The organism is Aporhodopirellula rubra, from assembly GCF_014192335.1.
Lineage (GTDB): Bacteria > Planctomycetota > Planctomycetia > Pirellulales > Pirellulaceae > Rhodopirellula > Rhodopirellula rubra.
Genome location: NZ_JACHXU010000003.1, coordinates 452955 through 464776, shown reverse-complemented (window position 1 = coordinate 464776; position 11822 = coordinate 452955). Strand labels below are relative to the sequence as shown.

Here is an 11822-nt window from a genome sequence, read left to right as displayed (position 1 = left end):
ATGTCCTGTCCGTAAACGTCCTTCATCGTTGGCCTCCGTGGAATCGAGATGCCTCGATTCTACAAGATTGCCGAAGTTATTTCCGAACAAGTCCTAACCGACATTCGGCGCAGCGCGGCCAATTCTTGGCCCAATGGGTTGCTCATATTGCTCTCCATGAGTCGAAATAGGAAAGTGCCGGGTGTGTTTACCGTGGCCCAGTCACAGAGAGCGATCGTTTTCCGATTCGATCAAGCCATCGGCTTGGGCATCGCCGTCAGATTCTTCAGAGTTCCCGGAAATTGCGGTAACTCGATGGTGACAAATGATGGCACGAGTCAGCAGGTCGACGATTTCGCGACGCCTCCATCGTGTTTCGTCGGAGTCAGATTTCGGATTGGTATTTCGCACGGGCAGAACCTAGAAGTGAGAAATGGGAACATGCGGTTAACACACCGCTCTATCCCCAGACCTTCCAAGTTCTGGATCTGAAAGTCGGAGCCAATCGAAAAGAAAGATTTAGCGAAGTTGTCTGCGTGGCAAACGCAGGAGGGCATCCAGGTCATCCGCCGTTTGCCAAAGCAGTCGCAGCTGATTGGCAGACGCGTCTTTCATGCAGCGACTGACATCGGACTTTGACATTCCGGTCCGTCGAGCGAGCTCTTGTTGCGTCGGACGAGGAAGCAGTTCGCCGGATGCGTGAGCATGATCCGCAGCAATTCGCAAATGTTGCGTCAATTCTTGAACCAGTAGTTCGATTTTCGCAGTGCGCGACGATCGACGTGGCTGCGGCTTGGGTTTTGGATTTTTGAATTCACTGAATTCGATCAGGCGATCTTCGACGGTCTCCCAGTCGATTCGCAAGCCGTCTTCCGAGAATTCGACAACGTCCTGAATCCCGATGACCAAGCTGGGGACCATCGTGTCCAGTCTCGCTGCAGAGCGGGCTAGTGGCATGAAAACCAGTGATCGTTTTCGGCGGCCAAGCTGTTCGACGATACTTGTTTCGTTCTTTGCCCTCAAACAACGCAGAAATAGCAACTCGCGACTTTTCCCATCGAAGGTTCGTCTGCCGATATGCCATAAGAGATCCGAGTCGATGAGTTTGATCGTGAGTCGTGTATCGGCAAAGAGATGTTCTAGTAGCGGCTCGGTATCGAAGACGAACTGGTTCAGCGATTCTGGATGCACCTCTGCCGGACCACAACGCTCGCAGACGATAAAGCCGTGCCGACCACCTTCACGATCGGTTGTATAGATGACCGACTGATGCTCGCCACAATCTCTGCATTGCAGTTCAGTCGTCGGCGTGGTCGGTTTGACCAATCGATGGCGACGAAAGGCAGCGAAATGGTCTTGATGAAATAGTTTGGCGTCACGAATGGTGAACGCCGGCGGGCTAAGCTCCCACCGAGACCAGATTGGGCTCGTCCGTCGGCGCATCGTCGACTCCCCACATACGAAGGTGCTTCTGGACAATCTCGGCACGGTCCGGCGTCAGGCTCCGCAGGTTGCAACTGCCGGGAGTGATACGAATGATCCGGCCGCCGGCTCGGGCATACCGTGTGGCCGGGAACACAAATCGGATGCCGACGGAATTCACGCTGAAGTTAGCAAGCACATCATGCGACGACCGCAGCTCCTCATCGATCGCACGGTGGATCGTGTCGTTTTCGTCGTGTTTGTTGATGTCCGTTGAAATCCGACGACGGGTCGATGGATTGAACATCTTGATCTCTTCAATACGCACACGGATTTGGTCTGCCGGATCGGTCGGAAGTGGCGTGTTCGGATCTTTCAAGTGATCGATGTAGTAACCGCTTTCGTCCTCGTAGGGTGGCAGTTGCCAACCAAGCACCGTACGCGAGAAGATCGGCTCGAGTCGCTCTTTGTGGGCTTTCGGTAGGCTCGCACAGAGTTCAAACGATCCGGCGTGCCGGTCATAGGCGAAGATGATGTCCAGGGTCGGCCGAATCGACACAGTCGCCAAGCGGCCCTGATCGTCGTGTGTGTTATCGCTGCGAACGAAGTCGTCGGGATGGACGATGAAATAGACGATGCCATTGTTTTCAAGTCGTTCGACGGTGACGTGTTGGCCTCGTCCTTCCTCACGTAACATGTTGGACACTGCGTTACCAAGCTGCTCCGCGGCATCTCCGGCGATTTCGACGTTGGACGGCACTCCGTTTCTTTTCCTCCAGAATGTCGCTTCTTCCAAATGCAGGAGCGTGGTTGCGGCGTGAAGGATCTCCCACTCGTGCAAACGGACCCACATCGCACGTCCGTTAAGATTGAGTCCATCGGGAATGCGAGACATCAATTCGGGCTCTCCGTGCATCCGTGCCGTATCCTCGATCGCCCGCATTCCCGCTTCACTGGCGAACGAACGAATGGTCCGAAGATCAATCTCCGCATCTTTGCGAATACTCGATGGCAATTCATCCAGATGCACGATCATGGGTTCGATGTCGTTCTCACTCATTGTTTCCCATGGGATATCGAACGGTCCAGGAATATGATCATGGAACCACTTCTTGAGTAGCTCGTTGGGAATCACGCGAAGCAAGGTGGACAACGGAGTGGGTTGAGGCATGACAGCTAACTTTCAGATTTCTTGGTGATACAAATAACCTTTCCAAGCACGCGAAAGTCGCTATCGGGCTCAACCTCGATCGGCTTGTATTTCCGGTTTTCCGGCAACAAGCGAATCGCTCCGTCGTTCAAATCGAGTCGCTTCACGGTCGCCTCATCATCGATCAACGCGACAACGATCTCGCCGTTTTCAGCAAGCTGTTGTCGTCGAACGATCACGATGTCACCGTCTCGCATGTCCGCGTCCTTCATGCTGTCACCGCTTACCGTCAAAGCAAAGCATGGACTGCGACCGACCAGGTCGGAAGCAACCATGACTTCGCCCAAACAATTTTCCTCGGCGAGCATTGCCGGCCCCGCTTTCACCACACCGAGCATCGGCACACTCGTCATCGATGCGAGCGTTTGACTTGGCCGACGAAGCACCCGCAAGCTGCGAGCCTTCCTGGGCTGCCGAGCGACGTAGCCTTTGCGTTCCAGTTGCAGAACCAATTGGTGGGCGCTGGCGGCGCTGATGCCAAGCCGGTCGCCGAGTTCGGTCATCGTCGGTGCGATGCCGTGGCGATCGATCGCGGCGGACAGTACGTCGAGTGCTCGCGATTGGCCTTCGGTGATTTCGGTTTCGCGTGGTCGTCCCCGGCTTGGTTTGGCTCGCTTCATGAATCGGCATCCTTGGCGGTTGAATGTGGCGGCTTGAATTAGCGCTGATAGACTTCGTTTCGTGCTACATGTAATCTAGTCGTGCCGATTATTCCGACAAGCTAAATTTTGCTAGCAAACACTTAAGCACCGTAATTTGCAGGGAAAAAAATCTTGAATTAGCGCTGATAAACGAAGTGGACATCGGACCGCGATGCGATCCCCGGTCAGTTGAAGGCCGGGTTCGTTTGCGCAGCCGGCTGACTGCGGCGGTGTGCCGGGTGCAGGTTGGCTTTGAACATCGGTTTGCCGCCGATGTTGGTTGTCTTGATTCCTTCGACGGCCGGTACGAACTCATAGACCGAGGACTGAAACCACGGCCGACCGCTGTGATCGCAAAGCGACCCTAGAAGCAGCGGCATGACGAAGTGAGCACGCGGTTCATTGAGGGCATGGGCCAAAAAGCTCAGTTCGTGTGAACCTCGTTGCTCCAGCATCCAATTCGTGCCGGGCGCCGCTGTGTTTTCGATCACGATCTGCTCGTAGCCGCAAAGGAAGCGGATCAGATCGATGTCGGACAAGATGCCGTCGGCGATGTCGCAGCGATCCAGTGAGGGATCAAGCAACAGCCGAGCCAGGCGTCCAACCATCTCGGTTTCAACGGGTTCAGTACCAGAAAGCTGTTCAACATAGGCGTTCATTGTGAGGCTCCATCAAGAGGAAGGGCTGGAAAAACAGTGGCCGTCCAGATTGACCGATGCCATGGACACGTTTGGTCCAGCACGCTGAAAAAACTTGCCGCCCATTCCAGCCTTCCGCTCCGCCATTTCCGGGCAGCCAGCTGTTGCAGTTAGTGTGATTTCGTGCAACTGCAACAACATTTTCTTCGATGCGTTTTCCCTGCGATTTGCAGGCTGAAACGCTGTCGCACTAATCGCTGAGTGCGATTTGGTGCAACTTCGCCGGTGGGTGTGGCCGCTGCCGAGACGCGGCCTTTTCCAACACCGCCCATCGACGGAGTGAACATGTCTGTTTCAACACCTCCTCTGCCCCAAACCACACCGGCCATCCCGACGCTTACCGAAGACCCGTTTGCTCAAACGGTCATTCGCCGCTGCGTCGCTCGTCTTCTGCGCTGCCCGGAATTCGCTCCGCACGAATCGGAAGACCTGCATCAGGAACTGCAAGCTGAACTCGATCGGGCGATGCGATCGCACGACGCGGCGATTGGCCATCGGAATCCGTTCATCACGATGGTCGTCAATCGTGCAGCCACCAACCTGCGTGCCTATCGATTGCACAAGATTCGCGATGATCGCGAGGTGACGTCGCTGAACGTGATGGTGGAATCCGGTGGTGAGCGCCGCGAGCTGGTCCAATGCATCAGCGAAGACGACAACCGAAATCGCATCGAAACGGCGAAGCTGTCGGACACGGAGTTGGTTGATTTGCGGCACGACTTGGCCGTGGCTATCGCAACGCTGCCTCAGCACTGGCAACGGCTTCTGAAGCTGCGCACCGACCATTCGCTCCGTGAGTGTTCGCAAATCATGGATGTGCCACTTTCGACGTTGAAGTACTGGATGGCCAAGATCGCCGTCGTGTTTCGTGAGCAAGGTCTCCACGAGTACCTCGTCTGAAGTTTTTTGGCCGCCGCTTCGTCTTTCAGTGTGAAAAGTTGGAAGGTCTAGAGGTAGCGGAAAGCCAACAGAAGTCCTTGCTCCACACAACCTCAAACATCGAGCCTCTATGCCTGACTTGTCTTTAGACATCGAACGTCGCGTCGCCATTTCACTTGCGGTCGGTCGCTATTTGCGATCGGCCGACCGTTTCAACGAAGCATCACGCGAATTCACCGGAGCGTGTAAGTCACTTCGAAAACAACTCGGAACCGGCCAGCGGTTCGTGGTGCAAGTTGATTTCAAGCACTACCTCGTGACCAGCGACCGCGACGGCAATTTCGACGTCGAGCACATCCAGTCTCTCTAACCATCCAGTCAAACAACAACCAAGGAGTTAACCAAACAATGACCAACCTACTTGAAACCATCCAGTCCGGCCGGCAATCCAAACCGCCGCGTGTCTTGCTTTACGGCGTCGAAGGCATCGGCAAATCGACTTTCGGCAGCCAGGCTCCCATGCCCATCTTCATTCAAACCGAAGACGGGCTCGATGAGATCGAATGCGATCGATTTCCATTGGCTGTGAATTTCGACGACGTCATCGCCGCTCTTAAAACGCTCGTCAATCAAAAGCACGATTACGAAACCGTCGTGATCGACTCGCTCGATTGGCTGGAGCGTCTCATCTGGGACAAACTCTGTCAGCAGTATGGCGTCGAATCGATCGAAAAGGTCGATGGCGGCTATGCTCGCGGTTATATGCACGCCCTCTCTCTGTGGCGTGAAGTGCTCGATTTGCTTGGCGTTCTCCGTTCTCGCGGAATGGTCGTCGTGTTGATCGCTCACTCCAAGGTTGAGCGATTCGAAGATCCCGAATCGTCGCCCTACGACCGCTATTCACCTCGCCTTCACAAACATGCCGCGGCATTGGTGAAAGAGTGGTGCGACGCTGTCTTGTTTGCAACTCGCAAGATGCGAACGCAAACCGAAGACGGCGGCTTCAATCGCAAACGCACCATCGCCCACGCCGTGGGCAAGGACGGCGGGGAGCGTGTCATTCGTGCTTACGGCTCTCCGAGCTGCGTTGCCAAGAACCGCTACGGCATCGCCGAGGAATTGCCGCTCTCCTGGCCCGCCTTCGTTTCTGCTTTGTCGGCGAGTTAGCCGTCCAGCGCTTCACTGACCTTTTTCACTCCACTCAACCAAGGAACCATCCATGGCCAATCTACAAGGCTTTGACGCCAATGAAGTCGAACCCGCCAACGATCTCGAACCGATTCCCGTAGGTAAGTACGTCGCCGTCATCACTGATAGCGAAATGAAACCCACGAAGTCCGGTGCCGGCTCGTATCTTCAGCTGACGTTCCAGATCATTGAAGGTGATCATTCCGGACGTTTGTTGTGGGTACGACTGAATCTCGACAATCCCAACGGTACGGCGGTCGAAATTGCACGCCGGGAACTCTCATCGATCTGCCGCGCGGTCGGTGTGCTCGCCCCGACGGATTCCACCGACCTGCACAACTTGCCTTGCATTATCCACGTTCGCGTCAAGCGTCGCAGCGACACCGGTGAGTTGCAAAACGAGGTGAAGGGCTACAGCAAACGGGATCCGGGTAGCGGAACTCTGGAAACCGCCAGCCCAGTTGGCGTTGGCCCTCAGTCAGCCGCCTCGACCGACGCGCCTTGGAAGCGATAGCCGCGGCCTCTTTCTGATCGCTTCCAAGTTCAACAGCCGGCCGGCACGGAATGCCGGTCGGCTGTTTTCGTTTCCATGCTCAAGGCGTCGCATCATGTTCAAATTCAAGTTGCCTTTCCCACCAACGGTCAACACCTACTGGCGACACGTCGGCCAGCGGGTGCTGATTAGTCGTCGCGGACGCAACTATCGCAAGCAAGTCATGGAGTATTTGCAGACACGCGACATTGAAACACTCACCGGTCCGCCGTCCGTCAAGATCGAGCTCTACACACCCGACCGACGCCGCCGTGACGTCGACAACGTCCTCAAAGCGATCTTGGATTCGCTTCAATGGGGCGGCGTGTACGAAGACGACACCCAGATTTTTCGTTTAGCGATTGAGAAGATCCTTCCGGAAGTCAAGCCGAAAGGAAAGTTGAAACGTCGAACAAGGGCAGAGATTGAGGCGGGCGTGGAACTACCCAAGCCATTCGAAGGCGAGGCGCGTGTCTGGGTAATTCCGCTTGCCGAAGAAGCCAAGCCAAACATCGAACGAATCTGTCTGCAGTGCAACCAACCGTTCTCATCCAGCGGATCGGCCAACCGAATTTGCAGTGATTGCAAGCGAGGCCAGTCAGAGATGTCGCCGAACGCCGTCCCAAAATGGCTTGGAAAGCGACACAACGGGAAGGCACTCTGATGAAGCTGCGTACTTATCAACAAGCTGCGGTCGATGCGGTCTACCACCATCTTCGTGAACGCGACGACAACCCGGTCGCGGTGTTGCCAACAGGCGCTGGTAAATCCTTAGTCTTGGCAAAGATCGCGAGTGACGCCGTAGGGCAATGGGATGGTCGCGTATTGATCTTGGCCCACGTCAAGGAGTTGCTGGAACAGAACGCCGACAAGGTTCGCCGGCTTTGTCCCGGTATCAAGGTCGGACTCTATTCGGCTGGTCTCAAGAAACGCGACACCAATACGCCAATCTTGGTTGCCGGTATTCAAAGCATCTACAAGCGAGCTTGCGATTTCGAACCATTCGACCTCATGATCGTCGACGAAGCCCATCTGATTTCTAAGAAGGGCGACGGTATGTATCGGCAGTTTCTCGCTGATTGCAAAGTCATCAATCCTCACGTTCGGGTGATTGGCTTGACCGCGACACCGTTTCGCGTCGACTCGGGAATGATCTGTTCGCCGGATCACTTTCTCAACCATGTTTGCTTCGAGATTGGAATCAAAGAACTGATTCGCGATGGCTACCTCTGCCCGTTGATCTCCAAGGCCGGCGTCAATCGCGCGGACTTCTCCGGTGTCCACATGCGGGCTGGCGAGTTCGTCAGCGAAGAGGTCGAACAACTGGCTGGCGATAACGAGCTCGTGTCGGCCGCGTGTGCCGAAATCGTTGAACTGACAGCCGATCGCCGAGCCGTGTTGATCTTTGCCACCAGCGTCGCACACGGTGGGCAAGTCGTCGAAACCCTGCGGAATAATCATGGCATCGAGTGTGGATTCGTCACCGGGCAGACGCCTGCGGCGGAACGCGATGAGATCCTCGCCCGTTTTCGTGGCGATGCCGGCAACGAGTTATTCGGCCGAGAACCGCTGCGGTATCTCTGCAACGTCAACGTGCTGACAACCGGTTTCGACGCGCCTCGCGTTGATTGCGTGGTGATGCTGCGTCCAACCATGTCACCTGGACTGCTTTATCAATGCGTTGGCCGCGGCTTTCGATTGCACGCCGATAAACAGAATTGTCTGGTCCTCGATTTCGGCGGCAATATCGAACGCCACGGGCCGATCGATCAGATCAAACCCAAAGAAAAGCAATCGCGAGCCGGCCAACTGCCGCCGGCCAAAGAATGCGATAAGTGCCACGCGTTGGTTGCTTGCGGCTATGCGAACTGTCCGGAATGCGGTCAGCCGTTTCCTCCGCCAGAACGCGAGTCGCACGATCCACAAGCAAGCGAAGCCGGCGTGCTTTCGGGTGAAGTCACCGACACGGAGTACGATGTCCACGACGTTGTTTATCGCGTCCACCGAAAGCGTGACGCCGAAGACGATGCGCCTCGTTGCTTGCGAGTGGATTACATGATCGGCCTCGATCATTGGCAAAGCGAATTCATCTGCATCGAGCATTCCGGTTTCGCGAGACGCAAAGCGGAAACGTGGTGGCGGGACCGATGCCTCGACCCGTGTCCGGACAACGCGGACGAAGCTCTGGAGTTGGCCGATGCGGGACTACTGGCGGCACCCGAGTCGATTACGGTTCGTTCGATCTCCGGCCAACGTTATGACCGCATCGTCAGCCATCAGCTTTCCGAGATTCCGAATACGGCTCTCGAAGAAGCTCCGTTCTAAATCACCACTGAACACCGACTCTTTCCCCCGCCACTAAAAGGATTGTTTGTGCAACAACGCTTCGAGCTATTTGATGGCCCCTTCGACGGACTCCACATCGTTAGCGATCTGCCTCCAAGCAAGCAGCTTCGAAGTCTTGCCATCGAGTTCTACGATGAAGACGATGAGGATTGTTACCAAAACGATCCCATGAACACGAAGTCTGCGAAATACGACTTGACGGATACCGACGAGTCGAGTGATCCGATCGTGCACCGGCTGCATCACAACATGACGCTGCCCGTCAAATGTCCGGTTTCAACGGACTTCTGGTCCAAGTGTGCTTGGTCAATGACGACCGGAGACCGTCATCGCTGGAATACCTGGCGATACGAAATCTTCGCAGCCGCTGAGACGTGTCGCGACGCCGCGAAACAATTCGGCGACAACGAACTCAATGAAACCATTGATGAGTTCGAAACCCTGGTTCTGCAGATTCCACACATGGATCCGGTCGACCGCTGAGTCGTTGACTGAAATCATTCTGGGAATTGCAGGGGGAGTAGATGTCGATGTTGGAACCCGAACCGATGGACGTGCGCTCGTGGGTAGCAAACTACCGCGAGCGTGGATGGTTCGCTGTTCCGCTGCGCCCACGCTCCAAGTCGCCGGCTCGACGCGACTGGACAAGTCTCCGCCTCACCCCAGAAGTCTTCCCCAAAGGCTGCAACATTGGATTGATTTTGGGGGAGCCATCAGGATGGCTGGTCGATGTCGACCTGGATTGCCCAGAAGCGATTGAATTGGCCGATCAGTACCTGCCACCGACGCCAGCGATCACCGGCCGGCCGTCTTCGCCCCAGTCCCACCGCTGGTACATCGCCGCCGGCGCGACCACCGAGAAGCACACCGACCGCAACGGCTCGATGATCGTCGAGATCCGGTCCACCGGTGCGCAAACCGTGGTTGGCCCGAGTATCCATCCAGATGGTGAACCCTATGAAAATCTCGTTGCCCAGCCGGCGACTGTTCCCGCTCCCATGTTGGCGGCTTGCGTGAAGGCCCTCGCCGATGCCGTCATCGTCAAACGCGGTCAGGTTGATACTTCATCCGTTCAAGAGCCGTGTCCGAGAGCCGCCGGTCGATCAAACGACAACAACCTGGAACAGCGAGCCATCGCCTACCTGGCGGCGATGCCACCCGCCTTCGCTGGCTCCAACGGACATTCTCAGACGTTTTCCGCTGCAACCGCTCTCGTGCATGGCTTCGGTATCGAACCCGAACGAGCCCTCGCGATCCTGCAATCGGAGTACAACCCACGCTGCGATCCGCCTTGGTCTGATCGTGAACTGCAACACAAAATCAATCAGGCGGTCATCAAACCGCATGACCGTCCGTTCGGCTGGCTTCGCGACGACAGTCCGATGGAACCTGCCGGGGTCGCCGTGGACCTCAGCGGTTTCAGTGCCGAGCCGGTAACCAAAGTCGTCCAAGTCGACCCTGATCTTCCAAAGCCGATGCCGGAGGATCCCGGCGTATTGCCCGAGTCGCTTTTGCGTTGCCCTGGTTTCATAGCCGAGGTCATGGACCACTGCCTCGAATGTGCGCCCTATCCAAACACAGTGATGGCGTTTTGCGGAGCTGTATCGTTGCAAGCCGTTCTTGCGGGCCGACGCGTTCGTGATCCCGGCGACAACCGAACAAATCTCTATCTGCTCGGACTCGCTCATTCCGCCGCGGGCAAGGACTGGCCCCGCAAGCTGAACATGCAAATCCTCCAACAAGTCGGCATGGCGGACTGCGTCGGGGAACGATTTGCATCGGGCGAAGGCATCCAAGACTCGTTGTTTCTGACCGAGTCGATGCTGTTTCAAACCGACGAAATTGACGGACTACTGCAATCGATCAACAAATCCCGCGACGCCCGGCACGAGCAAATCATGTCAACGCTGCTGACCATGTACTCGTCGGCGAACAGCGTGTACCCGATGCGACGCAAGGCGGGGAAAGAAGCGGCCGGCGTTATCAACCAACCCCACTTGGTTGTCTTCGGCACTGCGATCCCGAACCACTACTACGCCGCTCTCTCGGAGCGAATGCTGACCAATGGTCTTTTCGCCCGAATGTTGATCTTCGAATGCGGTCGGCGTGGCAAAGGCCAGGAGCCCAAGATCCGAGAAATCCCCGACTCGATTCGCGAAACTGCCGAATGGTGGGAAAACTTTCGTCCCGGCGCCGGCAATCTTGTCGATTGGAACCCAACGCCGGCGATCGTTCCACATGACGATGACGCTCGGCAACTTCTGAGCGACGCCCGAGTCAACGCGGAGGAGATGTACGATGCCGCAGAGGAGGACAATGATTCGGTCGGAACGACGGTTTGGGGGCGAGTGAGCGAACAGACTCGCAAACTCGCGTTGATCCATGCCATCAGTCGCAACTGCCGTGATCCGATCATCGATGCCGAATCCGCCCGCTGGGCCATCGAGGTCGTTGAGCATCAAACGCGTCGCATGCTGTTTATGGCTGCGTCTCACGTGGCCGAGAACCCGTTTCATGGTGAATGCTTGCGATTGCTTGAAAAGCTACGGAAGGCACCCGAGCGGACGCTACCGCATAGTGTGTTGCTCAAGCGGATGAAAATGGAAGCGAAGGTGTTTCATCAATTGATTGACACGTTGGTCCAGCAAGGCGACCTCAACATCATCTCCGCAGAGACCGCAGGACGTCCGCAACGCGGTTACCGAATGACCGAGCAGGCGATGGCCAAAGAGGACGGTGAAGGAACGGGGTGAAAGTGAACGAAGTCGGTCGTCGCGGGGTGAAAGAGAGTGAACGTACGAGAAAGAAGGGTGAAGGAAGTTTGGCCGCAAAACACGTAAATATAAGAAAAAAATCTCTTCTTTCACGTGTTCACCCGCACCCACCCGCGCACGCGACATGCCCGCGTACGTGTGTGTCTATGCGAC

At 56.1% G+C, this 11822-nt stretch carries 13 protein-coding genes; 9 read left to right on the top strand and 4 right to left on the bottom strand.

Annotated features, from left to right (window positions below; translation table 11 throughout):
- Window positions 1-498: 498 nt before the first annotated feature.
- The gene (locus FHS27_RS30745) at window positions 499-936 is read right to left on the bottom strand and encodes a hypothetical protein (protein WP_221224913.1); all 438 of its coding nucleotides are present in this window, start codon (window positions 934-936) and stop codon (window positions 499-501) included.
- Window positions 937-1206: 270 nt separating this feature from the next.
- On the opposite strand from FHS27_RS30745, the gene FHS27_RS30740 reads away from it, so the two are divergent.
- Complete coding sequence (locus FHS27_RS30740; RefSeq protein WP_221224912.1) at window positions 1207-1347, top strand: hypothetical protein; 141 nt, start codon at window positions 1207-1209, stop codon at window positions 1345-1347.
- A 31-nt stretch (window positions 1348-1378) separates the two neighbouring features.
- Here FHS27_RS30740 and FHS27_RS06575 read toward each other — a convergent pair whose 3' ends face one another.
- The 3 genes from FHS27_RS06575 to FHS27_RS06565 all read right to left on the bottom strand — a co-directional run bounded on the left by FHS27_RS06575 (window position 1379) and on the right by FHS27_RS06565 (window position 3911).
- Window positions 1379-2572, bottom strand: a complete 1194-nt coding sequence (locus tag FHS27_RS06575) for a hypothetical protein (RefSeq protein ID WP_184303327.1) — start codon at window positions 2570-2572, stop codon at window positions 1379-1381.
- A 5-nt stretch (window positions 2573-2577) separates the two neighbouring features.
- The gene (lexA, locus tag FHS27_RS06570; protein WP_184303325.1) at window positions 2578-3231 is read right to left on the bottom strand and encodes a transcriptional repressor LexA; all 654 of its coding nucleotides are present in this window, start codon (window positions 3229-3231) and stop codon (window positions 2578-2580) included.
- 206 nt (window positions 3232-3437) lie between these two features.
- The gene (locus tag FHS27_RS06565) at window positions 3438-3911 is read right to left on the bottom strand and encodes a hypothetical protein (RefSeq protein WP_184303323.1); all 474 of its coding nucleotides are present in this window, start codon (window positions 3909-3911) and stop codon (window positions 3438-3440) included.
- Window positions 3912-4235: 324 nt separating this feature from the next.
- On the opposite strand from FHS27_RS06565, the gene FHS27_RS06560 reads away from it, so the two are divergent.
- From FHS27_RS06560 to FHS27_RS06525, 8 genes are all read left to right on the top strand, one after another.
- Entirely contained in the window at window positions 4236-4850 is a 615-nt protein-coding gene (locus tag FHS27_RS06560; RefSeq protein WP_184303320.1) for a hypothetical protein, read from the top strand.
- A 109-nt stretch (window positions 4851-4959) separates the two neighbouring features.
- Window positions 4960-5199, top strand: a complete 240-nt coding sequence (locus FHS27_RS06555) for a hypothetical protein (protein WP_149495336.1) — start codon at window positions 4960-4962, stop codon at window positions 5197-5199.
- Between the two features lie 38 nt (window positions 5200-5237).
- The gene (locus FHS27_RS06550) at window positions 5238-5996 is read left to right on the top strand and encodes an ATP-binding protein (protein ID WP_184303318.1); all 759 of its coding nucleotides are present in this window, start codon (window positions 5238-5240) and stop codon (window positions 5994-5996) included.
- Window positions 5997-6048: 52 nt separating this feature from the next.
- A complete protein-coding gene (locus tag FHS27_RS06545; protein ID WP_184303315.1) occupies window positions 6049-6531 on the top strand; it encodes a DUF669 domain-containing protein in 483 nt (160 codons plus the stop codon).
- Between the two features lie 94 nt (window positions 6532-6625).
- A complete protein-coding gene (locus FHS27_RS06540) occupies window positions 6626-7213 on the top strand; it encodes a RusA family crossover junction endodeoxyribonuclease (RefSeq protein WP_184303312.1) in 588 nt (195 codons plus the stop codon).
- Entirely contained in the window at window positions 7213-8874 is a 1662-nt protein-coding gene (locus FHS27_RS06535) for a DEAD/DEAH box helicase (protein ID WP_184303309.1), read from the top strand. Before FHS27_RS06540 ends, FHS27_RS06535 begins: the two co-directional genes overlap by 1 nt.
- Window positions 8875-8922: 48 nt before the next feature.
- The gene (locus tag FHS27_RS06530) at window positions 8923-9378 is read left to right on the top strand and encodes a hypothetical protein (protein ID WP_184303306.1); all 456 of its coding nucleotides are present in this window, start codon (window positions 8923-8925) and stop codon (window positions 9376-9378) included.
- 47 nt (window positions 9379-9425) lie between these two features.
- Window positions 9426-11648 carry a bifunctional DNA primase/polymerase gene (locus FHS27_RS06525; protein WP_184303303.1) on the top strand — a complete coding sequence of 741 codons (2223 nt, stop codon included), beginning with the start codon at window positions 9426-9428 and terminating at the stop codon, window positions 11646-11648.
- The last annotated feature ends 174 nt before the right edge of the window (window positions 11649-11822 follow it).

Coding starts and splice junctions, on each gene's coding strand:
- FHS27_RS06555 (WP_149495336.1), top strand. CDS start 4,960: ATGCCTGACTTGTCTTTAGACATCGAACGTCGCGTCGCCATTTCACTT.
- lexA (WP_184303325.1), bottom strand. CDS start 3,231: ATGAAGCGAGCCAAACCAAGCCGGGGACGACCACGCGAAACCGAAATC.
- FHS27_RS06550 (WP_184303318.1), top strand. CDS start 5,238: ATGACCAACCTACTTGAAACCATCCAGTCCGGCCGGCAATCCAAACCG.
- FHS27_RS06525 (WP_184303303.1), top strand. CDS start 9,426: ATGTTGGAACCCGAACCGATGGACGTGCGCTCGTGGGTAGCAAACTAC.
- FHS27_RS06575 (WP_184303327.1), bottom strand. CDS start 2,572: ATGCCTCAACCCACTCCGTTGTCCACCTTGCTTCGCGTGATTCCCAAC.
- FHS27_RS06560 (WP_184303320.1), top strand. CDS start 4,236: ATGTCTGTTTCAACACCTCCTCTGCCCCAAACCACACCGGCCATCCCG.
- FHS27_RS30745 (WP_221224913.1), bottom strand. CDS start 936: ATGCCACTAGCCCGCTCTGCAGCGAGACTGGACACGATGGTCCCCAGC.
- FHS27_RS06535 (WP_184303309.1), top strand. CDS start 7,213: ATGAAGCTGCGTACTTATCAACAAGCTGCGGTCGATGCGGTCTACCAC.
- FHS27_RS06540 (WP_184303312.1), top strand. CDS start 6,626: ATGTTCAAATTCAAGTTGCCTTTCCCACCAACGGTCAACACCTACTGG.
- FHS27_RS06545 (WP_184303315.1), top strand. CDS start 6,049: ATGGCCAATCTACAAGGCTTTGACGCCAATGAAGTCGAACCCGCCAAC.
- FHS27_RS06565 (WP_184303323.1), bottom strand. CDS start 3,911: ATGAACGCCTATGTTGAACAGCTTTCTGGTACTGAACCCGTTGAAACC.